The 25,413-nt window shown below is 68.5% G+C and carries 21 protein-coding genes; 13 read left to right on the top strand and 8 right to left on the bottom strand.

The features are described from left to right. Positions 1-85: 85 nt before the first annotated feature. From glnX to ACKY0X_RS01960, 4 genes are read left to right on the top strand one after another with little or no spacing between them, the layout of a single operon-like run. Entirely contained in the window at positions 86-1,405 is a 1,320-nt protein-coding gene (gene glnX, locus ACKY0X_RS01975) for a protein kinase G-activating protein GlnX (RefSeq protein WP_046285811.1), read from the top strand. Then, entirely contained in the window at positions 1,402-2,388 is a 987-nt protein-coding gene (locus tag ACKY0X_RS01970; protein WP_409428102.1) for a glutamate ABC transporter substrate-binding protein, read from the top strand. The genes glnX and ACKY0X_RS01970 overlap by 4 nt, the downstream gene beginning before the upstream one ends. After that, on the top strand, positions 2,331-4,802 hold the full coding sequence (locus tag ACKY0X_RS01965) for a tetratricopeptide repeat protein (RefSeq protein WP_409428101.1): 2,472 nt from the start codon (positions 2,331-2,333) through the stop codon (positions 4,800-4,802). The genes ACKY0X_RS01970 and ACKY0X_RS01965 overlap by 58 nt, the downstream gene beginning before the upstream one ends. A gap of 11 nt (positions 4,803-4,813) precedes the next feature. After that, complete coding sequence (locus ACKY0X_RS01960; RefSeq protein WP_409428100.1) at positions 4,814-5,254, top strand: cupin domain-containing protein; 441 nt, start codon at positions 4,814-4,816, stop codon at positions 5,252-5,254. A 17-nt stretch (positions 5,255-5,271) separates the two neighbouring features. Here ACKY0X_RS01960 and fgd read toward each other — a convergent pair whose 3' ends face one another. Beyond that, the gene (fgd, locus tag ACKY0X_RS01955) at positions 5,272-6,282 is read right to left on the bottom strand and encodes a glucose-6-phosphate dehydrogenase (coenzyme-F420) (RefSeq protein ID WP_409428099.1); all 1,011 of its coding nucleotides are present in this window, start codon (positions 6,280-6,282) and stop codon (positions 5,272-5,274) included. Between the two features lie 43 nt (positions 6,283-6,325). Between fgd and ACKY0X_RS01950 the strand changes: the two genes are divergently transcribed. Next, a complete protein-coding gene (locus ACKY0X_RS01950; protein ID WP_409428098.1) occupies positions 6,326-7,081 on the top strand; it encodes an MBL fold metallo-hydrolase in 756 nt (251 codons plus the stop codon). A 218-nt stretch (positions 7,082-7,299) separates the two neighbouring features. Beyond that, positions 7,300-7,695 (top strand): heme-binding protein, encoded by a 396-nt coding sequence (locus ACKY0X_RS01945; RefSeq protein ID WP_409428097.1) that lies wholly within the window; start codon positions 7,300-7,302, stop codon positions 7,693-7,695. A gap of 10 nt (positions 7,696-7,705) precedes the next feature. Here ACKY0X_RS01945 and ACKY0X_RS01940 read toward each other — a convergent pair whose 3' ends face one another. Further along, positions 7,706-8,620, bottom strand: coding sequence for an SAM-dependent methyltransferase (locus tag ACKY0X_RS01940; protein WP_409428096.1), 915 nt, complete (start codon positions 8,618-8,620; stop codon positions 7,706-7,708). Positions 8,621-8,645: 25 nt separating this feature from the next. Further along, positions 8,646-9,326: a potassium channel family protein gene (locus tag ACKY0X_RS01935; RefSeq protein WP_409428095.1), complete on the bottom strand. Its 681-nt coding sequence runs from the start codon at positions 9,324-9,326 to the stop codon at positions 8,646-8,648. Positions 9,327-9,471: 145 nt separating this feature from the next. Here ACKY0X_RS01935 and ACKY0X_RS01930 point away from each other — a divergent pair, with 145 nt between their 5' ends. Next, a complete protein-coding gene (locus ACKY0X_RS01930; RefSeq protein WP_409428094.1) occupies positions 9,472-10,968 on the top strand; it encodes a potassium/proton antiporter in 1,497 nt (498 codons plus the stop codon). A gap of 65 nt (positions 10,969-11,033) precedes the next feature. Here ACKY0X_RS01930 and ACKY0X_RS01925 read toward each other — a convergent pair whose 3' ends face one another. Both ACKY0X_RS01925 and ACKY0X_RS01920 read right to left on the bottom strand, forming a co-directional pair. After that, the gene (locus tag ACKY0X_RS01925; protein WP_409428093.1) at positions 11,034-12,149 is read right to left on the bottom strand and encodes an alkaline phosphatase family protein; all 1,116 of its coding nucleotides are present in this window, start codon (positions 12,147-12,149) and stop codon (positions 11,034-11,036) included. Between the two features lie 44 nt (positions 12,150-12,193). Continuing rightward, complete coding sequence (locus ACKY0X_RS01920) at positions 12,194-12,796, bottom strand: hypothetical protein (RefSeq protein WP_409428092.1); 603 nt, start codon at positions 12,794-12,796, stop codon at positions 12,194-12,196. Positions 12,797-13,201: 405 nt separating this feature from the next. Here ACKY0X_RS01920 and ACKY0X_RS01915 point away from each other — a divergent pair, with 405 nt between their 5' ends. The 5 genes from ACKY0X_RS01915 (at position 13,202) to ACKY0X_RS01895 (ending at position 20,702) form a co-directional block, all read left to right on the top strand. Next, the gene (locus ACKY0X_RS01915; protein ID WP_409428091.1) at positions 13,202-14,743 is read left to right on the top strand and encodes an acyl-CoA synthetase; all 1,542 of its coding nucleotides are present in this window, start codon (positions 13,202-13,204) and stop codon (positions 14,741-14,743) included. A gap of 141 nt (positions 14,744-14,884) precedes the next feature. After that, the gene (locus ACKY0X_RS01910; protein ID WP_409428090.1) at positions 14,885-17,680 is read left to right on the top strand and encodes a PGRS repeat-containing protein; all 2,796 of its coding nucleotides are present in this window, start codon (positions 14,885-14,887) and stop codon (positions 17,678-17,680) included. Between the two features lie 38 nt (positions 17,681-17,718). Continuing rightward, positions 17,719-18,903 carry an acyl-CoA dehydrogenase family protein gene (locus ACKY0X_RS01905; protein WP_409428089.1) on the top strand — a complete coding sequence of 395 codons (1,185 nt, stop codon included), beginning with the start codon at positions 17,719-17,721 and terminating at the stop codon, positions 18,901-18,903. A gap of 127 nt (positions 18,904-19,030) precedes the next feature. Continuing rightward, a complete protein-coding gene (locus tag ACKY0X_RS01900; RefSeq protein WP_409428088.1) occupies positions 19,031-19,792 on the top strand; it encodes an isocitrate lyase/phosphoenolpyruvate mutase family protein in 762 nt (253 codons plus the stop codon). Between the two features lie 55 nt (positions 19,793-19,847). After that, positions 19,848-20,702 (top strand): SDR family oxidoreductase, encoded by an 855-nt coding sequence (locus tag ACKY0X_RS01895; protein ID WP_065041968.1) that lies wholly within the window; start codon positions 19,848-19,850, stop codon positions 20,700-20,702. A 40-nt stretch (positions 20,703-20,742) separates the two neighbouring features. Here the strand turns inward: ACKY0X_RS01895 and ACKY0X_RS01890 are convergent, their stop codons facing one another. The 3 genes from ACKY0X_RS01890 to purT are packed head-to-tail and all read right to left on the bottom strand — an operon-like array spanning position 20,743 to position 23,727. Next, positions 20,743-22,029 carry an O-succinylhomoserine sulfhydrylase gene (locus tag ACKY0X_RS01890; RefSeq protein ID WP_409428087.1) on the bottom strand — a complete coding sequence of 429 codons (1,287 nt, stop codon included), beginning with the start codon at positions 22,027-22,029 and terminating at the stop codon, positions 20,743-20,745. Then, complete coding sequence (locus tag ACKY0X_RS01885) at positions 22,026-22,430, bottom strand: rhodanese-like domain-containing protein (RefSeq protein ID WP_409428086.1); 405 nt, start codon at positions 22,428-22,430, stop codon at positions 22,026-22,028. The genes ACKY0X_RS01890 and ACKY0X_RS01885 overlap by 4 nt, the downstream gene beginning before the upstream one ends. A 43-nt stretch (positions 22,431-22,473) precedes the next feature. Continuing rightward, positions 22,474-23,727: a formate-dependent phosphoribosylglycinamide formyltransferase gene (gene purT / locus ACKY0X_RS01880; RefSeq protein ID WP_409428085.1), complete on the bottom strand. Its 1,254-nt coding sequence runs from the start codon at positions 23,725-23,727 to the stop codon at positions 22,474-22,476. 78 nt (positions 23,728-23,805) lie between these two features. Between purT and ACKY0X_RS01875 the strand changes: the two genes are divergently transcribed. Continuing rightward, the gene (locus ACKY0X_RS01875) at positions 23,806-25,404 is read left to right on the top strand and encodes a Na+/H+ antiporter (RefSeq protein ID WP_409428084.1); all 1,599 of its coding nucleotides are present in this window, start codon (positions 23,806-23,808) and stop codon (positions 25,402-25,404) included. The last annotated feature ends 9 nt before the right edge of the window (positions 25,405-25,413 follow it).

The raw sequence follows: 25,413 nt of genomic DNA, 5'->3' as shown, positions 1-25,413 counted from the left end.
GCCACGCAGACGCCGCCCTCGCTCTTAGAATCCCTTTATTATCGTTGGTGCCGCGATCAGCCGCAGGGATGGAGCCTGAACAGACGTGACCGTTGAGTTGGCGCACCCGTCAACCGAGCCGGCGGGGTTACGGTCGCCGACCGAACCGGCCAGACCCCGCTGGTGGTTCTTCACCACCACCCCCGGCCGCATTCTGGCCATCGGACTCATCCTCGCCGCCCTCGGCGGCATCAGCGCCTTCGCCACCGCCACCACGATCAACAACCGGCAGAACACCCTGACCACGGTGCTCGACCACACCGAGCCGCTGGCCTATGCCGCCGGGCAGCTCTACACCACACTGTCGGTCGCCGACGCCGCAGCAGCCACCGCCTTCATCGCCCAGGGCGAACCGCGGGCGGTGCGGGAACGCTACGAACAGGCCATCACCGCCGCCGCTGTGGCGGTGACCAGGGCTTCCGGCGGTCTGGACGACGAGCCGCTGCTGCAACTGCTGGGACGAATCAATGCGCAGCTGGCCGTCTACACCGGGCTGATCGAGACGGCCCGGACCAATAACCGCTCCGGCGATCCGGTCGGCTCGTCATACCTGTCGGAAGCCTCCGAGCTGATGCAGCACACCATCCTTCCCGACGCCCAGCGCCTCTACCAGGCCACTTCGGCGACCGTGGACGTGCAGACCACGGCGTCGACGAGGGTGCCGGCCCCGGTGATCCTGGTGGTGGCGGCCACTGTGCTGTTCGGCGCGTTTGCACATCGCTGGTTGGCCCGCCACACCCGGCGCCGGATCAACCCCGGGTTGGTCGCCGGTGGCCTCGCGATTCTGCTGATGATCATCTGGGTCGGAACGGTGCTGGTGATCTCCACCGCGGGCAGCCGCACCGCCAAGGACACCGGCGCCGAGTCACTCAAGGAGATCACCAACCTGGCGATCACCGCGCAGCAGGCCCGTGCCGACGAGACCCTGTCGCTGATCCGGCGCGGCGACGAGGAGACCCGTAAGCAGACCTTCTACCAGCGCATCGACACCATGCAGGAGCAGCTGCAGGAGTATCTGGAGCGCGGCGACGCGGTGGACAAGGCCGACCTGGCCAACGCCGGGCAGCTGCTGGCCCGGTGGCGGCAGGCCAATGACCGGATGAACGCCTACATCAGCGTCGGCAACTACCGGGCCGCCACCCAGGTCGCGCTGGGCGGCAGCGGCGACGACTCGACGCCGGCGTTTGACCAGCTCGACGCTGCCCTGGACAAGGCGCTGCAGCACAGTCGCAATCAGCTGCGCGGTGATGTCCTCAACGCCCGCCGGGTACTGTCGGTGGCCCCGGTTGGGGGCGCGGTACTCAGCATGGGTGCCGCGATCGCGGTCGCGCTCGGGTTGTGGCCTCGACTGAACGAGTACAGATGATGATCCACCGACGGCCCCGGTTGCTGCTGTGCGCATTGAGCACCGCATTAGTGCTGTCCGGCCTGACCGGCTGCGGGCGAACCGAATTCGTGACCGCCACAGCGATGCCGACACTGCCACCGCCCACCCCGGCCGGTATGGAGGAGTTGGCGCCGGAGGCACCGCGACCGCCCGAACCGCGCACCAAGGACTGCGACGCCACCGCCAGCCTGCGCCCTTTCCATAACAAGGCCGAGGCTGATGCGGCGGTAGCCAAGATCCGCCATCGGGGCCGGCTGATCGTCGGACTGGACATCGGCAGCAACCTGTTCAGCTTCCGTGACCCGATCACCGGTGAGATCACCGGCTTCGACGTCGACATCGCCGGCGAGGTGGCCCGCGACATCTTCGGCACCCCCTCGCAGGTCGAGTATCGAATCCTGGCGTCGGCCGAACGGATCGCGGCCCTGCAGAAGTCCGAAGTCGATATCGTGGTCAAGACCATGAGCATCACCTGCGGCCGACGTGAGCTGGTGAACTTTTCGACGGTGTACCTGGTGGCCAATCAGCGGCTGCTGGTCCCGCGCGACTCCGCGATCCGCCAGGCCGCGGACCTCTCGGGCAAGCGGGTCTGTGTAGCGCAGGGCACCACCTCGCTGCGGCGGATCCGCAACATCACCCCGGCCCCGATCATCGTTTCGGTGGTGAACTGGGCCGACTGCCTGGTGGCGCTGCAACAGCGCCAGGTCGACGCCGTCAGCACCGACGACTCGATCTTGGCCGGCCTGATGGCGCAGGACCCGTATCTGCACATCGTCGGACCGAGCATGGACGAAGAGCCCTACGGGATCGGGATCAACCTGAACAACACCGGGCTGGTGCGTTTCGTCAACGGAACGCTGGAGCGCATCCGCCGCGACGGCACGTGGAACACCTTGTACCGCAAGTGGTTGACGGTCCTGGGGCCGGCGCCGGTGCCACCGACACCGAGGTATTCGGACTGATGGCGCGCCACGACGATGCGGAGCGCAGCGACGCTGAGGAGCGGCGCAATAAGCAGGGCCACGACGATGCGGAGCGCAGCGACGCTGAGGAGCGGCGCAATAAGCAGGGCCACGACGATGCGGAGCGCAGCGACGCTGAGGAGCGGCGCAACAAGCGGGACCACGACGATGCGGAGCGCAGCGACGCTGACCAGCCCGCCACCGAGCTGGACGACGACGGTCCGGTCACCCAGCGGGCGGACGTGCTGGCCGAATCGTCGTCGGTACGCCGGCCGATGTCGACCCAAGCGATCTTCCGCCCCCGCGAAGGCCCGAACTCCCCGGGCACGGTCGAATCCCACGACACGACGGCGGTGCGCCCCGTCGCTCCGCGGCGGCGGTTGGGCGGTGGCCTGGTCGAGATCCCCCGGGTTCCCCCGATCGACCCCCTCGCTGCGCTCATGGACAATCCTGAGGTCGCCGAGTCCAAGCGCTTCTGCTGGAACTGCGGTCGGCCGGTAGGCCGATCCACCGGCGACGCGAAGGGTGCCTCCGAAGGCTGGTGTCCGCACTGCGGAAGTCCGTATTCCTTTCTGCCGCAGCTGAAACCCGGTGATATGGTGGCCGGCCAGTACGAGATCAAGGGCTGCGTAGCCCACGGCGGTCTGGGCTGGGTGTACCTGGCGGTCGACCACAACGTCAACGAGCGTCCGGTGGTGCTCAAGGGCCTGGTGCATTCCGGTGACGCCGAGGCGCAGGCCATTGCCATGGCCGAGCGGCAGTTCCTCGCCGAGGTGACCCACCCGTCGATCGTCAAGATCTTCAACTTCGTCCAGCATCCGGACTCCCACGGCGACCCGGTCGGCTACATCGTGATGGAGTACGTCGGCGGGCAATCGCTCAAACAGCGCCGCGGCACCCGGCTGCCAGTGGCCCAGGCCATCGCCTACATGCTGGAAATCCTTCCCGCCCTGGGCTATCTGCATTCATTGGGCCTGGTCTACAACGACCTCAAGCCGGAGAACATCGTGCTCACCGAGGAGCAGCTGAAGCTGATCGACCTCGGGGCGGTAGCACGCATCAACTCGTTCGGATACCTCTACGGCACGCCGGGATTTCAAGCGCCCGATATCGTTCGCACCGGCCCGACCGTGGCCACCGACATCTACACCGTGGGCCGGACCCTGGCCGCGCTGACGCTGAAGCTGCGCACCCGTGACGGCCGCTACGTCGATGGACTGCCCGACGACGACCCGGTGCTGAAGAAGTACGACTCCTACCGCCGGCTGCTGCGCCGGGCCATCGACCCCGACCCGCGCCGGCGGTTCATCTCGGCCGAGGAGATGTCCGCGCAGCTGATGGGCGTGCTGCGCGAAGTGGTCGCCCGCGACACCGGGACACCGCGACCCGGCCTGTCGACGGTGTTCACCCGTTCGCGGTCCACCTTCGGCGAGCACCTGCTGGTCGCGCACACCGACGTCTACCTGGACGGGCATGTGCACTCCCAGAACCTGACGGCACGCGAGATCGTGACCGCCTTGCAGGTGCCGCTGATCGACCCGAGTGATGTTGCCGCCCCGCTGTTGTCGTCGATGGAGCTCAGCGAACCGGTGCAAACCCTGGATTCGCTGCGCGCCGTGCGAAACAGCTCGCTGGAGTCCGATGGCATCGACTTGTCGGAGTCCATCGGACTGCCGCTGATGGAGGTGCGGGCACTGCTCGACCTCGGCAACATCACCAAGGCCACCAGCAAGCTCGACGAGTTGGCCGAGCAGGTGGGTTGGCGATGGCGGCTGGTCTGGTTCCGCGGAGTGGCCGAGCTGCTCACCGGCGACTACGAGGCGGCCCGCAAGGATTTCACCGAGGTGCTCGACATGTTCCCCGGCGAGCTGGCCCCGAAGATGGCCCTGGCCGCCACCGCCGAGCTGGCCGGTACCGACGACGAGCGCGGCTTCTACGAGTCGGTGTGGCACACCGACGACAGCGTGATCTCGGCCGCCTTCGGCCTGGCTCGCGCCCTCTCCGTGGAAGGCGACCGGACCGCGGCGGTTCGCACCCTCGACGAAGTTCCTGCCACCTCAAGGCATTTCACCACCGCGCGGTTGACCAGTGCGGTGACACTGCTGTCGGGACGTTCGTCCAGCGAGATCACCGAAGCCCAGATCCGTGATGCCGCTCGACGGGTGGAGGCGCTGCCGGACACCGAACCGCGAGTGTTGCAGATCCGGGCGCTGGTGCTGGGCGCGGCGATGGACTGGCTGACCGAGCACGAGGCCAGCACGAACCACATCCTGGGCTTCCCGTTCACCGAGCACGGGCTGCGCCTCGGTGTGGAGATGGCGCTGCGGGCCCTGGCCCGGCTGGCGCCCACTCAGGAGCATCGCTACCGGCTGGTCGACACGGCCAACGCGGTGCGGCCGATGAGTACGTTCTAGATTCGGTGACCGTGACCAGCCGGCTTCGGGCAACTTCGGCGGTATCGGTAGCGCTTGCGGTCGCCCTCACACCGGCCGTGGCTCCGCCGGCGACCGCGACACCGAGCGACCAGACCAACGGGATCACCTTGTCGCAGACCGCGGTCGACGGACGCGACTACTTTCTCCGCGAGATCACCATCGAACCCGGCGGCAGCACCGGCTGGCATTGGCATGACGGCACCGTGTTCGGCGTCGTGCGACAGGGCACCTTGACGCACAATCGCGCCGACTGCAGCCTCGACGGTGTCTACGGACCCGGCGATCCGATGACCGAACCCGGCGGCCCCGAGCACGCGCACATCGGCCGCAATCTGGGATCGACCCCGGTGGTGCTGCAGGCCGTGTACCTGCTGCCGGTCGGCGCACCGCTCTTCGAGGATGCGCCCGACCCCGGTTGCGGTTACGCCTGACCGGCCCCTGAGGCGGCTCAGCCCAGCCGACGCAGCCGCGGCTCCAGGTCGGTCTGGAACAGCTCCAGGAAGCGGCGCTGGTCGTGGCCGGGTGCGTGGAACACCAGGTGGTTCAGGCCCCATCCCACGTACTCGCCGACCTTCTCCACGGCCTCGTCCGGGTCCGAGGCGACGATCCAGCGCTTGGCGATCTGGTCGATCGGCAGCGCGTCGGCCGCCTTCTCCATCTCGATCGGGTCATCGATGGAGTGCTTCTGCTCGGCAGTCAATGACAACGGCGCCCAGAATCGGGTGTTGTTCAGCGCCAGGTCGGGATCCGGGTCATAGGAGATCTTGATCTCGATCATCTTGTCGATCGCGGCGGCGTCTCGCTCGGCGGCGGCCGCACCTTCCAACACCGCCGGCATCAGCTTCTCGGTGTAGAGCTCCTCGCCCTTGCCGGAGGTGCAGATGAAGCCGTCACCGACGCGCCCGGCGTACTTCGCCACCGCCGGCCCGCCGGCCGCGATGTAGACCGGCACACCCGACTCCGGCACGTCGTAGATCGAGGCGCCCTTGAGCTTGTAGTAGTCGCCGTCAAAGTCCACTCGGTCACCGCGCCACAGCTCACGCATCAGCCGCACCGACTCACGCAGCCGCCCGAACCGCTCCTTGAACTCGGGCCACTCGCCGGTGAAACCGGTGGCGATCTCGTTCAAAGCCTCGCCGGTGCCCACACCCAGGAAGATCCGCTGCGGATACAGGCAGCTCATCGTCGCGAAGGCCTGCGCGATGACGGCGGGGTTGTACCGGAACGTCGGAGTCAGCACGGAGGTCCCCAGCTGGATTTTGCTCGTCCGCTCGCCCACCGCGGTCATCCAGGCCAGCGAGAACGGGGCGTGCCCACCTTCATGCCGCCAGGGCTGGAAGTGGTCGCTGACGGTGGCACTGTCCATGCCATGCGCTTCGGCGGCGACGCCGAGCTCCACCAGTTCCCGCGGTCCGAACTGCTCTGCCGATGCCTTGTACCCGAGTTTTAGTTCCGCCATTCCACCTTTTCTACTCTCCCGCCGCCTTTCTAAACTCACGGGCATGGGTGAGAAGCTCGTGGAGCTCGTTCCGGTGACCGAGCGGGTGTACTTGGCCCGCGGCGAAGCCGTCAACTGGCTGCTGGTCACCGATAACAGCGGAGTCATGCTGATCGATGCCGGCTACCCCGGCGATCGCACCGACGTGTTGGCGTCGCTGGGCGCCCTGGGCTATCGCCCGGCCGATGTGCGAGCGGTGTTGCTCACCCATGCCCACGTCGACCATTTCGGGGCGGCGATCTGGCTGGCCAAGGCGCACGGCACCCCGGTGTACTGCCACGCCGACGAAGTCGGCCACGCCAAACGCGAGTATCTGGAGCAGGTTTCGCCGCTGGCGTTGGCTCCGCGGCTGTGGCGGCCGAGCTGGGCGCTGTGGAGCGCGCACGTGGTGCGCAGCGGCGGCCTGAACCGGGAGGGCATCCCGTCGGCGCAAGCGCTGACCGGCGAGATCGCCGCGGGGCTGCCCGGGCAACCGGTCGCCATCCCCACCCCCGGCCACACCCGCGGGCACTGCTCATATCTGGTCGATGGCGTGTTGGCCAGTGGGGACGCGTTGATCACCGGTCATCCGGTGTTGTCGCACACCGGGCCGCAGCTATTGCCTGAGCTCTTCAGCTACAGCCAGCAAGACTGCCTCCGCAGCCTGAGCGCACTGGCGCTGCTGGAGACCGAGGTCTTGGCGCCCGGTCACGGCGATGTCTGGCATGGGCCGATCAAAGAGGCCGCTGAGGCCGCAATCGACCGGGCGAGCAAACATTAAGGTCACGATCGGATAAGCGCTGATCCCGCAGTTTAAGAGCGGGCCTTACCGAAACGCTCCGCACTGGTGGAGCATTTGCCGCTAGAAGGTGCGGCAGGTGCGGAAACGATGGCCGCGAGCGTCAATGGCTGTGCTCCAGGACACACGGCGTGCACTCGCACCGCGCGTACCTTGGGCTCCGGACGGGAATTGCATTCACCACCCCGGAAGGAAACTCCATGTCGAAAGCCCACGGCTTCACCATGATTCGCCGATTCGGCCTCGGCGCCGGACTGCTGGGCGCCACCACCGCCGCTCTAGTCGTCGCCCCGTCGGCGTCGGCGGCACCGGACTGCAGTCCGGCTGGCGTGTCCAACACCGTGAACTCGGTGACGGGTTCGGCGCAGCAGTACTTGGCCGCGCACCCCGGCGCCAACGCCGTGGTGAATCAGGCCATCGGTGCACCACGACCGCAAGCCGCCGCCGACGTGCGCAGCTACTTCACTGCTCATCCCCAGGAGTACTACGAGCTGCGCGGAATTCTGGCACCCATCGGGGAGACGCAACGGCAATGCCAAACCACGGGCCTTCCGCCCGAGTTGGCTTCTGCCTACGCCGAATTCATGGCCGGATAGCGTCGGGCGGTCAGCGCCGGGTGGCCGCAACGTAGCGGATAGCCGCCGGAGCGCCATCGAGCTCACGGTCGGACAACCGGGGCAGCCGAGCCGCCGCGAACAGGTCAGCGATACCGGATTGAGTGGTGGCCCAGCCACTTTCGGTGAGATGGCGCACGACGTCGGTGTGCTCCCCGGAATAGAACGGTCCGGGACCGGTGAGGCTCAGGCCACGCCGGCGCCACCGCTCGACGAGTGATTCGTGATGTACGGCCTGCGGCCGGCTCGGCGGCACCGCGTGATCGGCGGCGAGCCGGCTGCCCGGCGCGCTGAGCCCGGTGACACCGTCGAGCAGGCGGTTCTGGGCGTCCGAGGGGACGTACCAGACCAGCAGCCCCTCGATAACCCACACGGTGGGGGCGGCGGCGTCAAAACCCACCCGGCGCAAGGCAGCCGGCCAGTCGCCGCGTAGGTCGACACCGACCGCACGTCGATTGACGCTCGGCATAGCGTCCCAGGCCCGCATGGTGCTGGTCTTGAAGTCCATGACGTGCGGATGGTCGACCTCGTAGACGATGGTCTCCGGCGGCCACCACAGTCGGTAGGCGCGGGTGTCCAGCCCCGAGCCAAGGATCACCGCCTGGCGGATGCCCGCGCGGGCGGCATCGGTGAAGAACGCGTCGAAGAACAGGGTCCGTGCCGCGGAGAACTCCGCGAACCGGGGAAATCCCCCGTCTTTGCCGAGCCGGCTGATGTCGAGGTCTCCATCGGCCACCCGAATGCAGAACTCCAGGCCCACCTTGTGCACCAAGGGCGCCGCGAACGGGTCGTTGATCAGCTCGCGCGACACCGCCGCGGCCCGTGCGGCCGCCAACACAGTGGCCATGACGCCGGCGCCGCTGGCCAAGCTCCCGGCGTCGTCCTGCTCGTTCGGCGCCGTACTCACGGGTCCCCACCGCGGCGGCACGACGTCAGTGTGCCCTTCTGCCGGCGGGTGCGCCGTGCACCACCGCCCGGACCTCGTCGTCGATCCCGCTGGCCGCGGCGAAGAGCATCTCGTCGCCGGCCTGCAGCGCCTCGGTCGCCCGGGGCAGGATCACCCGGTCACCGCGCTGAACCGCGACCAGCGCGGCGCCCTCGGGCAGCACGATGTCACAGACCTGCCTACCGATCAGCGGGTTGTCGTCGGGCAGGGTGAGTTTCGTCAGGCTGGCCTGACCGCGCCGCAAGCCCATCAACGGGACCAGGTGGCCGACATCGATGGCGCCCTCCACCGCGGCGACCATCGCCCGCGGGGTGGACACCGCCACGTCGATGCCCCACTCTTCGGTGAACAGCGGCTCGTTGCGAGCGTTGTTGACCCGGGCCACCACCCGGGCCACCCCGAACTCGGCCTTGGCCAACAACGCGGTGGCCAGGTTGGCCTTGTCATCACCGGTGGCAGCGATCACCACGTCACAGATCTCGATGCCGCATTCCTGCAGCGCGCTCAGCTCACAGGCGTCGGCGAGCAGCCACTCGGCTTCCGGGACGGTGTGGGGCTGATAGTGCGCCGGATTGCGCTCAATCAGCAGCACCCGGTGGCCGTCGCCGATCAGTTCTCGTGCGACGGATCGCCCCACCGCGCCGGCGCCGGCGATCCCGATGCGCATGATGGCTCCCCTCGTCCCTGCCGCTCCGGGCGTAACACGGTCGTGACAGCGCTACTGATTTACTGACAGATAACACGAACCCGCCGACTTTGAGCGAATCATATGGGCGGGTCCGACCGCCACCAACAGCCCGAACGGGGATCAGATGAGCCTGGAACAGCTCTACCTGGCTCTGTTGATCGGGGGCTTGGTTCTGCTGGCCAGCATCATCGCCACCCGCGCGGCGGATCGAGTCGGGCTGCCCAGCCTGTTGCTGTTCCTGTTGGTCGGGGTGGTGATCGGCAATGACGGGCTGGGTCTGGACTTCTCCGATGTGCAACTGGCCAGTGACTTGGGCACCACCGCGCTGGCGGTGATCCTGGTGGAAGGTGGTTTGACCACCCGTTTCGCCAACATCCGCCGATTGCTGGCGCCAGCGGCCGTGTTGGCCACCGTCGGTGTCGTGGTCAGCATGGCGGTGATCGCGGTGGCCGCGCATCTGCTGCTGGGCATCAGTTGGCAACTGGCGTTCCTGCTGGGGGCGATCGTCTCGCCCACCGACGCCGCTGCGGTGTTCTCCATATTGCGGGTGCTACCGCTGCCGCGGCGCGTGGCCGGCCTGTTGGAGGCGGAGTCCGGTTTCAACGACGCGCCAGCGGCGATCGTTGTCCTGATGCTGAGCACGACGCCGCTGGTGATCGACCCGGTCCACGCCATCGGCGGGGTGTTCTATGAGTTGATAGCGGGCTCGGCGATCGGCCTGGTCGTCGGGCTGTTCGGTGCGATGATGCTGCGCCGCGCCGCCTTGCCGGCATCCGGGCTGTATCCCCTGGCGACGTTCGGGCTGGCGATGGTGGCTTTCGCGGCGGCGTCGTCGTTGCACTCCAGCGGGTTTATCGCCGCCTACCTGTCGGGTGTGGTGCTGGCCAACTCCGGCCTGCCGCATCGCGCGGCCATCCGCTCGTTCGCCGAGGGGCTGGGTTGGCTGGCGCAGATCGGGCTGTTCGTGTTGCTGGGCTTGTTGGTGAGCCCGAGCCAGTTGTCCGGCGAACTGATCCCGGCGCTGATCATCGGGGCGGTACTGCTGCTGTTGAGCCGGCCGTTGTCGGTGGTGGCGTCGCTGATCTGGTTCAAAGTGCCCTGGCGTGAACAGATCTTCCTGTCCTGGGCGGGGCTGCGTGGCGCGGTTCCGATCGTGCTCGCGACCTTCCCGATCGTCGAGGGCGTCCCCGACAGCTACCGGCTGCTCAACATCGTGTTCATCCTGGTGGTGGTCTACACGGTGGTGCAGGGCCCCAGCCTGGGGCTGTTCGCGCACTGGCTGCGGCTGATCCCCCGCGACACCACCCGCGAGATCCAGGTCGAGGCGGCACCGCTGGACGTCTTGGAGGCCGAGTTGCTGACGATGACCGTGCAGCCGGGATCGAAGCTGCACAACGTCTCGGTGCTCGAGTTGCGACTGCCCGACCCGAGTGTGATCACGTTGATCATCCGCAAGGGCGACACCTTCGTGCCCCAGCCCGACACCCGGATCACCGTCGGCGACGAGCTGCTGATCGTCACCACCAGCAAGACCCGCCTGTCGGCCGAACGTCGACTGCGGGCGGTCAGCCGGCGCGGCAAGCTGGCCCACTGGTTCGACGAGTACGGCGACAAGGAGTAAGCGCCCCACGTTCACTCTGCGTCCAGGGCGCAAAAGTGCGAGTAACCAACGCCCTCAGCGCAGAGTCAACGGGAAAAGGCGATCAGCGGGATCGCTGTCTCGGCCGGGGTGAGCCCGCCGTGGAAGCCGACCAGTTGCGCCGTCTGCGGCGGTTCGTGTTCGGTCGCCAGGACCGCGGTGTCGCCGGTACATGTCACGACAATGTCGCCGATGCGTGCCAGATGCCCGTCCCGCACGGGTCCGAATACTCCAGCGGCAACGGCTTGTTCGCGGGTTTGCACCAGGGCTCGCCCGGCCAGGAGTTCCGTCCAGGTCGCCAGCACGTCGGCTGTGGCGCCGGGCTCGGTATGCAGGTAGCGCACCCGCGGCTCGCCGGCGACCACTCGGATTCCGGCGCGCAACGCCGGGTCGGCGTCGAGGTCGATGCGAGCCTCCTCGGGCACGTTGAGCCCGCCGTGGTCCGCGGTGACCAGCAGCGCCGTGTCTGCTGGCAGTTCCTCGAGGAGATGCCGCAGCAGCGCATCGACTTTGGCGGCGGCGGCGTGCCAGTGCTCCGAGCCGATTCCCGACACGTGCGCGGCGTGGTCGAGTGCTGCGGTGTAGCCGTAGACCAGGCCCGGGGATGCCAGCTCCGCGACCACCCGTTGGGCGTAGCGCTCCCCCTTGGCTACCGGGCAAAACTCCGCGCCTCGGTAGGCGGACTCGGTCAGCCCACTGCCGACGAACATCTGGGGCAGCACGGCGCGGGCAGCCACGCCGGCGTCGCGCAGCCGCTCGAACCAGGTGGGCACCGGCTGCCATACCGCCGGCGGCGGCTCGTCACCCCAGAAGATGTGCGTGAGCACCTGATCGGTTCCGGGAACGTTGACGGTGAAACCCAGCACGCCATGCTCGCCCGGCGGCACGCCGGTGCCCAGCGAGACCAAGCTAGTGGGCGTGGTGGAGGGGAACGTACAAGACAGTTCGGTCAGTTGACCGGTGGTGCCGGCCAGCACCGAGGCCAGCAGGGGTGCGTCCTGCGTCAGTTGCGGCAACAGGTGATAGCCCAGCCCGTCGACGAGCACCACCGCCACCCGCTGCACGTCACCGACGCGCTCGCGCAGACCGAGCGGGTCGATCGCGCCCCCAACTCCCAGCAGCGCGGCGGCGGACGGCAGGATGTCGCAGATCGAACCGGGCACCGGTTCAGCCTGCCATCGATCGGCGCCGCGGCGCAGCCCAGGCGCTAGCCGACGCCGTCGCCCTCGGCTTTCGGCAGATCCGCCCCGGGCTTGGCGGCGCTGGTGTTCGACTTGGTCTTGGTGTTATTGGCGCCCGGGGCACCCGAGCCGTTACCGCCACCGCCCGAACCGCCGCCGCCGTTGCCGCCACCGGGCATGCTGAACTTCGGGAAGTTGGTGGGATTGTTGGAGTTTTCGGAGTTTCCGGCTTGATGCTCGCCGTTTCCGGGAGTCGAGTTGGTGTCGCCGGGTGCGCCCGAGTTGGTGTCGGGCGGAGTGCCCGAAGTGGCCTCGGCAGGCGTGCCCACGGTGGCCGGCTCTGGACTGAGTTGCCCTGGCTCGCCGTGCAACAGCTGATCGAGCTGTGCCAGCGGATCCTGCAGAACACCGGAGGCATCCAGATCCAGTGAGCCCGCGGGAAGGTCGGCAATATCGACTGGGTCGGGGCCCGCGCTCGCCGCGCCGATCACCGTGTCGAGTAAGTCGTCGAGGTCGGCGTGCGCCACCGGTGCAACCAGGAGGCAGAATCCGGCTGACACGATCGTGGCCGTCACACGGGCGGCCGCCCGCTGCACTCGGCCTAAAGCGCCACCTCGGGGACCGCTCATCCGCCCTGACCTTCCTCACTGAACCTCGCCCCGGCGATGCTCCGCTCGGGCGAAGACGAACGTAGCCGTTTCTCGCTCAATTAAGCGACCCCAAAGCCCTGTGAATAACAATGTTCAAAGACCGTTCACTTTCCGTCACCGCTCTAGTCACCAGCTTCGGGAAACACAGCATTTCCCCAGGTCGAGGCCGCAATTGAGATCGGCGTCACAATGGCTCGGATCGAACGCACGGCGAATAATTCAACTTTCCACATAAAAGCGCCCGCGACTCCTATCTTTTATTGAAGTGCGGTCGCCTGCGGGATAAAAAAATCACTGCGATCGATAAATCACGGCAACGCCACTCAGGGCGGCCCTGTTGCGAACCACCCCTGCGTCGACGGCCAGCGGGTTAGCGTTCGTGAGGTGGACACACCCCCCATCGATCTCGGCTCCTGGATCTCCCGGCGGGCCGCAGCAACGCCGAACCTTCCCGCCATCACCTACGGCGAAATCACTTGGACCTACCGGGATTTCGCGAATCGGATCGACAGGCTGGCAGCCGAACTGGCCGCCGGAGGTATGCAGCGCGGGGATCGGGTCGGCTACGCAGGCCTAAACCACCCGGACTTTCTGGTCACCCTGTTCGCCGCCGCACGCATCGGCGCCTCGTTCGTGCCGCTGAACTGGCGACTGACCGCCGACGAGCTCGGCTACATCCTCGGCAATGCGCAGGTGCACACCCTGATCACCGACGCCGAGCGCGCCGCGGTGATCGATCCGGTACGCGCGCAGGCCGGGCTGCGCCGGGTGATCGCGCTGGCTCCGGTCCCGGGCTGGGAGGTACTCGACGAGCTGCTGGCCGGGCGGGCACCACTGACCGACCTGGTGTTCGCCGAGCCCGATGACATCGCCGTGATCATGTACACCTCCGGAACCACCGGGCACCCCAAGGGGGCCATGCTCACTCACGCAAACCTGTTCTGGAACAACATCAACGCCCTATTGACATTCGACACCAGCCAGAACGACGTGTCGCTGGTCTGTGCACCGCTGTTTCACATCGGAGGGCTCAACGTCACCACGCTGCTGACCCTGCAGAAGGGCGGCCGGATCGTGCTGATGCCCGCCTTCGATCCAGCCGAAGCCCTGCGACTTCTGGCCGAAGAGCGGATCACCACCATGTTCGGGGTGCCGGCGATGTTCTTGTTCATGAGCCAGCGACCGGAGTTCGCCGACACCGACCTGTCCAGCGTGCGCAGCTTCGTCTGCGGTGGCGCACCGGTGCCCGAGCCCCTGATTCACCGCTACGCCGAGCGCGGCATCCCGTTCGCGCAGGGGTACGGGCTCACCGAGACCGCCCCGCTGGCCTTGGTGCTGCGCACCGACGAGGTGGGCGTGAAGATCGGCGCCGCGGGCAACCAGGTACTGCCACTGTCGGAGGTGCGGCTTGTCGATCTCGAGAACCAGCCGGTACCTGCCGGCACGCGCGGGGAGATCTGCGTGCGAGGACCGCAGGTGATGGCCGGCTACTGGCGCAACCCCGAGGCCACCGCGGCGGTGATCGATGGCGAGGGGTGGTTTCACACCGGCGATATCGGCCAAGCCGACGACGAGGGCTACGTGTGGGTGCTCGACCGGGTGAAGGACATGGTGATCTCCGGCGGCGAGAATGTCTATCCGGCCGAGGTCGAAGACGTGCTCTACGGACACCCGGCCGTCGCAGAAGTGGCGGTGCTGGGCACCCCGCACGAGAAGTGGGGCGAGGCGGTGACGGCCGTGGTGGTACTGCGGCCCGGCGCAACGTTAGAGCTCGATGAGCTGCGCGAGCACGCCAGGGACAAGCTTGCGGCGTTCAAGCTGCCGATCCGGCTGGAGTTCGTCGACGCCCTGCCGCGAACGCAGTCCGGAAAAGTGGTGAAGTACCAGCTCCGCGACGTGCTGTCGGACCGACCAGACCGACAGTGACCTCACAGGCCCTGGGCAGACGGTGCGCAGTGAACCCACAGTGGACTGCAGCCTTTGTTAAGTTACGGTAAATTTCGGATCGCAGACCCCTAAATCTGGTGCGGCGTTATGGCCGCGACCGCTGCACCGAGAGGTACCTGAATGTCGCGCCAGCGCAAATCCGTTGCATCCCAACGCCGTCACCGCACCCTGGCAGCGGGTGCCGTACTGGCATTGGGGCTGAGCCCGCTGGGTTTCGCGCCGGCCGCCAGTGCCGATCTGGAAGACCTATTCGACCCGAGCTTCTGGTTGGACTCGACCAGCTGGTTCGAGCCGGGCGACGTCGGCAGCGCGGTTTTCGACCCCGCTGCCCTGGGCCTCGGGGATCTGTCGACCTGGTTCGACGGTGTGGGAGCGGCCGACTTCAGCTTCTCGGCGTTCAGCTTCGATGACTTCGCGCAGAGCATCTACCTGGATCTGCACGCCGGCATGCAGGACTGGATGTCCAGCTCATTCGGGCAGCAGTTCGGCGACCTGATCAATCCGCTGTTCGCCTCCGACTCCGTGTGCGGGCTGATCTGCAACGGCCTGGCCGGCACCGAGGACGACCCGACCGGCGGCGGAGGTGGCTGGCTGTTCGGTGACGGCGGCGCGGGCTATGACTCCGATGTCGCGGGCGTGGCCGGCGGAAACGGCGGCGCGGCCGGGTGGTTCGGCAATGGTGGTGCCGGCGGAATCGGCGGTGCCGGAGCCGACGGTGGTGACGGCGGCACCAGCGGAACGCTGATCGGCATCGGCGGCGCGGGCGGCGAGGGTGGCGCGGGCCTGTTCGGCGGTAACGGTGGCGACGGCGGCGATGGCGGCGGCGCGGCCGGAAAGTGGTTCTCGTTCGGCGGCGTCGGCGGAAACGGTGGGGCCGGCGGCAATGGCACCGACGTAGGTGGCGCAGGCGGCATCGGGGGTAACGGGGGCACCGCTTTCACCAACTTCGGCGGTATCGGCGGCGCGGGCGGTCGCGGCGGCAACGGTGGTGCGGTCGACGCCGACGAGGGCATCGCTGGGGCCGGTGGCAACGGTGGCAACGGCGGCGGCGCCGGCATCCTGTTTGGCGGCCAAGGCGGCGCCGGCGGCAACGGCGGCCAGGGCGGCGCCGCGACCGGTGCCGAAAGCTCCGCCGGCGCCGGGGGCAACGGCGGAACGGGCGGACTCGGCGGGATGATGTTCGGCGGTACCGGCGGTCGGGCTGGCGACGGTGGTATCGGCGGCGCTGCAAGCGGCGACAACAGCACCGCAGGCGCAGGCGGCGCGGGAGGTTTCGGCGGACTTGGCGGCCTGATGTTCGGCGGGCAGGGCGGCACCGGAGGTACTGGCGGCGTCGGCGGCGCCGTCACCGGCATCAACAGCTTCGCCGGCGCGGGCGGCACCGGCGGGAACGGCGGACTGGGCAGCATGGTCAGCGGCGGGAGAGCCGGGGCCGGCGGTGACGGTGGAACGGGTGGTGCCAGCAGCGGAGCCGGCGGCGTCGCCGGTGCCGGCGGCGACGGCGGTGGTGCGGGCTCATTGATCAGCGTCTTCAGTTCACCCAATCCGTTTGGTGTGGCCTTGAGCCAGGACATCCTCGACAAGCTCGCCGGGCTTTCCGGCAATCCAGGGCTCCCGTTCACCTCAATCACCGGCATTCTCGGTGGTGCGGGCAACGACGGCGGCGCCGGTGGGGCCGGGGGCATCTCCAGCGGTGCTGACAGCCACGCCGGCGACGGCGGCCACGGTGGCGACGGCACCGGCGGCAGCATGCTTGGCGGCGCGGACGGGCGACCCGGCGGTGGCGGAGCCGGCGGAAACGGTGGCGAAGCCAGCGGTTTGGGTTCGGTCGCCGGCAACGGCGGAACGGGTGGCGACGGCGCCACGGCCGGCCCCTTCGCTGGCAGTGGCGGCAACGGCGGCCAAGGCGGTAACGGCGGCAACGGCAGCAATGGCGCATCCGCCGGGTACGGCGGCAGTGGCGGCAACGGAGGAACTGGTTCCCTGCTTGGCGGCGGCGGCGGCACTGGCGGTGCCGGCGGCGCCGGGGGCACCAGCGGCGGCGGTGTCGCCGGCCAGGGCGGTGCCGGTGGGACCGGCGCCATCGGCCTCGGCGGCCTTTTCGGCGCTATTGGAACCATCGCCAATGGCGGCGTCCGGCCAGAAGTCGGTTCAGGCGGGGGCGGCGGTGGCGGCGGTGGCGGCGCTGGAGACGCCGGCACCGGCGGCAACGGTGGTGCCGGCGGCACGGGTGCCGCGTCCGCCGGCGGCCAGGGCGGTACCGGTGGCGCCGGAGTCGATGGCGGGACCGGAGGCACGGGCGGTGCCGGCGCTAAGGGCGGCTCGCTGCCTTCCCTGACCGGTGGCCTCGCCGGCGGTGCCGGCGGCAACGGCGGTGCCGGCATCGGTGCGGGCAGCACCGGCGGCAACGGCGGCACCGGCGGCACCAGCACCACGGTGCAGGGCGGTAACGGCGGTAACGGCGGCACCGGGCTGGACGGCGGCACCGGCGGCAACGGCGGTACCGGCGGCAACGCCGGCACCAGCGGCGCCAACCATGTCACCCCAGGCGACGACTCGACCGATTCCACCACGCAGCCCGGAGGTACCGGTGGCGCCGGCGGAAACGGCGGCACCGGCGGCACCGGCACCGCGGCTGCCAACGGCGGCGACGGCGGTGCCGGCGGCAACGGCGGTAAGGGCGGAGACGCCACCGAGACTGGTCCCGGCGGTGCCGGTGGCGCGGGCGGCACCGGTGGCACCGGTGGCCAGATCGGCCCGAACGGCGACGGTAGCGGCGGCGTCGGAGGCAACGGAGCCAACGGCGGTGCGGACGGCGAGGCTGGTCAGGCCGGCGGGACCGGCAGCAACGGCGGCGCCGACGGAACCCCGGGCGCGCCCGGGACGCCCAGCGCGAGTCCCGACAGCGCAAGCTGACCTGATCCAAGCCACCCGCCGGGTGGCAGGATGAACGAATGGCAACCGGTAGCACCGCGCCCTTCGACCCGATCGATCCGCTGAGCCTGGACAGCTTGCTCTCCGACGACGAGATCGCGCTGCGCGACACCGTCGCCAAGTTCTGCGCCGAACATGTCATGCCGCACATCGCCGAGTGGTTCGAGATCGGCGACCTACCGGCCCGTGAACTGGCCCGGGAATTCGGCAAACTCGGACTACTGGGCATGCACCTGGACGGCTACGGCTGCGGCGGGGCGTCGGCGGTGCACTACGGATTGGCCTGCGTGGAGTTGGAGGCCGCCGACTCCGGCCTGCGCTCTCTGGTGTCGGTGCAGGGCTCGCTGGCGATGTATTCGATCTACAACAACGGTTCCGAAGAGCAGAAGCAGCAGTGGCTGCCGGGTATGGCCGCCGGTGAGCTGATCGGCTGCTTCGGGCTGACCGAGCCCGACGTCGGCTCCGATCCGGCCGCCATGACCACCCGGGCCAAGCGTGACGGATCCGACTGGATTCTCAATGGCCGCAAGATGTGGATCACCAACGGCTCCATCGCCGACGTCGCGGTGGTGTGGGCGGCCACCGACGACGGCGTCCGCGGTTTCATCGTGCCCACCAACACCCCCGGGTTCAACGCCAACACCATCCACCACAAGCTGTCGCTGCGCGCCTCGATCACCAGTGAACTGGTGCTCGACGACGTGCGTCTGCCCGCCGAGGCCATGCTGCCCAAAGCCCGCGGCGTCAAGGGCGCATTGGCCAGTCTGTCCGAAGCGCGTTACGGAATCATTTGGGGCGCAATGGGTGCGGCCCGCTCGGCCTGGCAGGCGGCCCGCGACTACGCCACCCAGCGCACTCAGTTCGGCAAGCCGATCGCCGGTTTCCAGCTCACCCAGGCCAAGCTCGTCGACATGGCCCTGGAACTGCACAAGGGACAGTTGCTGTCCCTGCACCTGGGCCGGCTCAAAGACAGCGCCGGGCTGCGCCCCGAGCAGGTCAGCTTCGGCAAGCTCAACAACACCCGCACCGCGTTGGAGATCTGCCGTACCGCCCGAACCATTTTGGGCGGCAACGGGATATCGCTGGAATACCCGGTGATTCGGCACATGGTCAACTTGGAGTCGGTGTTGACCTACGAGGGCACCCCCGAAATGCACCAACTGGTGCTTGGTCAGGCGTTCACCGGCCTCGGCGCCTTCCGCTGAGACGCGCGAGCTGCGGGCGGCCCGTCGGAGCCCCGATTCGCGGACCTAAGACCCTCGGCGTTCAACGACCAGCCAGGACCGAGGCCCGACGACGACTCGATAATTCTCACATGGCAGTGTTGTGAAAATGACGAGTCACGAGGTTCTTGGACAACAGGCGGCGGCCTTCCTTGCGCTGCACCAACCGGGCAATCCGGTGATCCTGCCAACCGTGTGGGACGTGTGGTCGGCAAAGCTGGCCGTCGGCGCCGGATTCGCCGCGCTGACCATCGGCAGCAAGCCGGTCGCCGAATCGCTGGGCAAGACCGACGGCGAGGGTATGTCGTTCGCCGAGGTCCTGGACCGCGCACGCCAGATCACCGCCGCCGTGGACGTGCCGGTGTCGCTCGACATCGAGTCCGGGTACGCCGAGTCGCCCGCCCGGCTGGTCGACGGCCTGCTGGATGCCGGTGTGGTCGGGTGCAACATCGAGGACTCGGTGCACAGCGAAGACAAGCGGCTGCGGTCGTCGCCCGAGCATGCCGAGTACGTGGCCGCGCTGCGGGCAGCCGCCGACGCCGCAGGCCCACACCTGGTGATCAACGCCCGCACCGATCTGTTCCTGCGCAAAGACGGTGACGACGCCGACCGCGTCGATCGGGCGATTGCGCGGCTGACCGAATGCGCGCACGCGGGAGCCGACGTGCTCTACCCGGTCGGTTTCCATGACGCAGAGACCCTGCGCATCCTGGCCGAAGCCTTGCCGAAGCCGGTCAACGCGCTCGCCGCACCCGATACCGCCGATCCCGCCTCGTTCGGCCCGCTCGGTATCGCGCGGATCAGCTTCGGACCGCTGTTGCAGGCCACCCTGGGCAAGCACGCCGGGGAGGTCCTGGCCCGCTGGGCCTGAGCCCAGCCTTCCCGTACCGTCGACACCGAATTTGACACCTGTTAAGTTCGTCGTCGTGGACAACATTCGCGGTAAGACCATTGCCATCACCGGCGCCGCCCGTGGTATCGGGCTGGCCACCGCCACCGCCCTGCTGGCGCGTGGCGCTCGGGTCGTCATCGGCGACCGTGACGTCGCGGTTCTCGACAAGGCGGTAAAGCAGCTCAGCTCGGGCGGTCAGGTCAGCGGCCACCCGCTGGATGTCACCGACCGCGAATCGTTCTCGACCTTCCTCGACAAGGCCCGTGCCGACGGCGACGGCCACATCGACGTGCTGATCAACAATGCCGGCGTCATGCCGGTCGGGCCGTTCCTCGACCAGTCACCCGAATCCATCCGCTCGGCGACCGAGGTCAACTTCTACGGCGTGCTCAACGGCTGCCAGCTGGTGCTCCCGGAGATGATCAAGCGCCGTAGCGGCCACATCATCAACATCGCCTCGCTGGCCGGCGTCGTGGCCGTACCCGGTCAAGTGCTCTACGCCGGAACCAAATTCGCCGTCGTCGGCCTAACCACCGCGATGTCCGATGAGTTCGCACCGCAGGGCGTCAAGGTCTCTGCCGTGCTACCCACCTTCACCAACACCGAATTGATCTCGGGCACAACGCCGTCGGCAGCCCAGAAGCCGGTCGAACCCGAAGACATCGCCGCCGGGGTGGTCAAGGTGCTCGACAAGCCCAAGACACTGGTCTCGGTGCCCAGCTTTGGGCGTCGCGTCTCGATCCTGGCGAGCCTGCTGCCCGACCGGGGCCGTCGCTGGCTGAACAAGAAGACCCACAACGACACGGTGTTCTTGCAGTTCGACACCGCGGCCCGCAAGGCGTACGAGGACCGCGCGCAGCACGCCACCGGCGTCGTCGAAGGCGACTGAGCACCCGGGATCACTCCCCAGAGTGATCCCGGGCGTCTGCCTATCCCAGCGCCTGGTCCAGGTCGGCGATCAGGTCGTCGGTGCCTTCCAGCCCGACGGAGATCCGCACCACCCCGTCGCCGAGTCCGATCGCGGCACGCCCGTCGGGCCCCATCGCCCGGTGGGTGGTGGTGGCCGGATGGGTGATCAACGACTTCGCATCCCCGAGGTTGTTGGATATGTCGATCAGTTTCAGTTTGTCCAGCAGCTCGAATGCCCGCTGCTTGGCGCCACTTTGGGGCCCGTCAAGTTCGAAGGTGATGACAGTGCCGCCGCCGGACATCTGTTTGCGCGCCAAATCGTATTGCGGGTGCGACGCCAAGAAGGGGTAGCGAACCCAACTCACCGCCGGATGCTGCTGAAGGAACTCCGCTATCCGCAGCGCCGCGGAATTTGCATAGTCAACCCGAATCGCCAGCGTTTCAAGGCCTTTCAACAAGATCCACGCGTTGAAGGCGCTCAGCGCGGGTCCAGTGTGCCGCATCAGGGTTTGCACCGGGCCGTCGATGTAGTCCTGGTCGCCCAGGATCGCCCCGCCCAGGACTCGTCCTTGCCCGTCGAGGTGCTTGGTGCCGGAGTACACCACCACATCCACCCCGAGCGGTAGCCCCTTTTGCAGCAGCGGGGTGGCGAACACGTTGTCCAGCACCACTTTCGCGCCGGCGTCGTGCGCCAGCTCGGTGACCGCGGCGATGTCCACCAGCGACTGCATCGGGTTGGACGGTGTCTCGAAGAACACCGCCTGGGTGGGTACCGAGAGTGCCTGCTCCCACTGCGCCAGGTCCTCGCCGTCGACGAACACGGTTTCCACGCCCCAGCGGGGCAGGATCTCGTTGCAGATCACGAAGCAGGATCCGAACAGACTGCGCGCGGCCACCAGGCGATCGCCGGCCTTCAACAGCGCGCCGAGTGCCACGAACACCGCCGCCATGCCGCTGGCCGTGGCGAACGCCGCCGGTGCCCCTTCGATCAGGCGCAGTCGTTCCTCGAACATCGACACCGTCGGGTTGCCGTAGCGCGAGTAGACGAACCGGTCGACCTCGCCGGTAAACGCCTGCTCCGCGGCGGCCGCCGAGTCGTAGACGTATCCGGAGGTCAGGAACAGCCCCTCGGCGGTCTCCTCGAACTGGGTGCGCAGCAGTCCGCCGCGCACCCCGATGGTGGCCGCGCTGACACCGTCCGGCAGCGGTTTCGGGATGCGGACCGACGGTTCAGTGAGGCTCGACGAAGGAGAGCCGACGCTGGGACCGGCACATCTACCCGAGCGGGTCGGTTGCGAGTCGCTCATGACTGCGTCCAGGGCAGGCCGACGGCCCGCCAGCCCGTGCCACCCCGGTGGGCGTGCTCGTCGAGGTGGCCCTCGAAGCCGTCCAGCACGTTGTAGGACGGGGTCAGGCCCAGCGCGGTACCGGCTTCGGCGGCCCCGATGGAGCGGTTGCCGGAGCGGCACAGGAAGATCACCGGCCCGCCGGCGACGCGCGCGGCCAGTTCACGGGAGAAGTCGCGGTTGGGAGTTCCGTCGGAGTGAACCCACTCGATGCAGACCAGTTCGCGGCCCAGCCCGGAGACGTCGGGCAGTCCGACGAAGCGCCATTCGGCGTCGGTGCGCACGTCGATGAGCGTCGCCGCCGAGTCATCGCGCAGTATCGCCCAGGCCTGCTCAGGTGTGATATCTCCTGCGTAGCTCACCTGCGGAAGTCTTGCACCTGAACCCGGTTCACGCCACGGCGGGTCACGGCCAGAGCTTGCCCAGAACGGTCGCCACCTGCGCCGCACGGTCGCGGGCGACCGCGACGTCTGGCCCGGTGGCCAGCGCCAAGCCCAGCCGCCGACGCGGGTGCCCCTCGTGGTGGGAGAACACCACCACATCACTTTCAGTCACGCTGAGTGCATCGGCGACCACCGCCACGCTGTCCGGTGTGGTCTCGACGGCGGTGCCGACGGGACGGCGCGAGTAGATCAGCCGGGCCGCCCCGGGCGAGACCATGATGGTGTCGGTCGCCAGCCCGAGGATCCCGCGCGCCTGCAGCTCGAACCCCGAGAGCCGCTGGGTGCGCAACGTCAGCAGGTTGGCGTCGTACGGACGCACATTGACCCCGGCGAAATACACCTCATCGCCGTATACCAGCAGCTCCACCCCGAACAGCCCGCGTCCTCCGAGTGCGCGGGCGACCCGTGCGGCGATCGACTTGGCCGCATCCAGCGCGACCGCACTCATCGGGTGCGGTTGCCAGAACTCCACTGTCAGTTGGCCGTTCGGCTCCTCGACGCTGCGGTGACCGATGGGTGCGCAGAAGTCCAATGCCGGCCCGTTCGGGCCGTCACCGTGGACGGCCAGCAGGGTGACCTCGCTGTCGAACTCGACCACGGTCTCGGCCAGCACCCGCGGCGGCGTCTCCGACGCGCTGGCCGCTACCGCGCGCTGCCAGGCGGGCTCGATGTCGCTGTCGCGGACCATCACCGAACGGCCCTCGCCGAGCGAGCCGCTCACCGGTTTGACCGACATCGGGTAACCGGCCCGCTGCGCCACCTCGCGCAGTTCCTCGACCGAGCCGGCGAACCAGAACGGTGCGGTGGGCAGCCCCAGCTCCTCGGAGGCCAGCCGCCGCATGCCCTCGGGGTCTGCGGCCAACCGGGCCCCGCGGATGCCGGGCACCAATTGGGTGAAGCCGGTGTCGGCGGCGGCGGTCAGTGCGTCGGTTGCCACCACCTCGGAGGCAACCACCACGAATTTCGGCTGCAACCACCGGATGGCCGCCGCCAATTCGTCCTGGTCGCCGAGATCGACCACCACCGAGCGGTCAACGATGCCGTGCAACGCGGCGTCGGCGTAGCGATCGACAGCGATCACCTCGGCGCCCAGGCGCTGCAGCGCCGTCACCAGCTCGCGGCTGAGATCACCGGAACCGAGCAAGGCGACCCGGGTACGGCTGGGACCGTCGACGGGCAACCGCTCGGTCGCCAACTCACCCGCCTCGCCGTTCACCGCCCCACCCTCCCCGTGCCACGGCAATGTTGCATGCTGCTCCAGGATAGGGGGAAAGCGGATGGAGGTGCAGCGACGATGAACGCCGCACTGTTGGGGCCCCTGGTGGCCGCGGTGCTGGTCGCGGCCATCGCGCGGCATCGCAGACTGTCCGCGCCCCTGGTGTTGGTGATTACCGGCCTGCTGGTCGGACTGATCCCGGCGGTACCGGAGATCGTCCTGCGGCCCGAACTGGTGCTGTTCGTGATCCTGCCGCCACTGCTGTGGTCGGCCGGTTTGGAAAGCTCCGTGATCAGCATGCGCCGCAACCGGCGCCCCATCATCCTGCTGGCCGTCGGACTGCCGCTGGCCACCACCGTCGCCGTCGGCGTGGTCGCCTACTACACCGTGCCGGAACTGACCCTGGCCGCGGCGCTGACTCTGGGCGCGATCGTGGCGCCGCCGGACGCGGTGTCGGCGACTGCCGTCGGTCGCCGCGTCGGGTTGCCGCGGCCGATCATGACGCTGCTGGGCGGCGAGAGCCTGCTCAACGACGCGACCGCGCTGACCGTCTACAAGGTGTCGCTGGCCGCGGCGATCGGCGTGGCCACCGGCTGGGGCACGGGCCTGCTGACCTTCGCGCTGGCCGCCGTCGGCGGCGTGGCGGTCGGGGTGGCGTTCGGCGCCGTCATTGTGTTCATCCGGGCTCGGCTGACCGATCCGGTAGTGGAAAGCGCGGTCGGGCTGCTGGCCCCGTTCGTGATCTATCTGGCGGCCGAGGAGATCCACGGTTCCGGGGTGCTCGCGGTGGTGGTCGCCGCGCTGATCCTGGGGCAGCGCTTCACCCGCGCCCACTACGCCACCCGGCTGCAGGATCAGGCCGTCTGGCGCGCCGTGCAGCTGGTGCTCGAGTCACTGGCGTTTCTGCTGATCGGGCTGCAGCTACCCGCCGTAGTGCAGAACCTGCATGGCGTGCGTTTCTCCACGCTGATCGTGGCGTCGCTGGCGGTGTTCGGGACGCTGCTGGCGGTGCGAGCGGTGTGGGTGGTGACCTTCGCCTACGCACCCCGAATCCTGTCGGAGAAGGTCCGGCAACGAGAAGCCGCGCCGACCCCGGGTCAAGTGTTCGTGCTGGCCTGGGCCGGCATGCGGGGTGTGGTGTCGCTCGCGGCCGCCTTCGGTGTGCCGTTGACGACGCTGTCCGGGGACCCGTTCCCGGGGCGTCCGCAACTGGTGTTCTTGACCTTCGTGGTGGTAGTCGGCACCCTGCTGCTGCACGGGCTCACGCTGCCCTGGGTGATCCGCCGGCTGGGCGTGCCCACCAACCAGGACCACGCCGACGCGATTGCCGCGGCCGCCGCGCAGGACAAGGCCGCCCTGGCCGCTGCCCAGCGCCTCGACGAAGTGCTCGCCTCGACGGAGCCGTCACCGGCCAGCGAGCGCGCCGCCGACGCTTTGCGCGGCCTGAACACCCGGCGGCGCAACGCGGCCCGGGAACGGCTGCGGCGCTTCGACCCCGCCCACGACGACAGCGACGAGACCGCCGCCGCGGCGTTTCGCCGGCTTCGGCTGGAGATGCTGGCGGCCGAACGGGTGGCACTGATCAAGGAACGCGACATTGGCCGCATCGACGACCAGGTGCTGCGCAATGTGCTGCACCGGCTGGATCTGGAAGAGGCGACGCTGAATCTCGACTGACCCGCGGGC

This window comes from Mycobacterium sp. SMC-11, from assembly GCF_046250095.1.
GTDB classification, from domain to species: Bacteria; Actinomycetota; Actinomycetes; order Mycobacteriales; family Mycobacteriaceae; genus Mycobacterium; species Mycobacterium heraklionense_A.
Note: the sequence above shows the minus strand (reverse complement) of the source record. Positions and strands in the feature narration are given on the sequence as shown.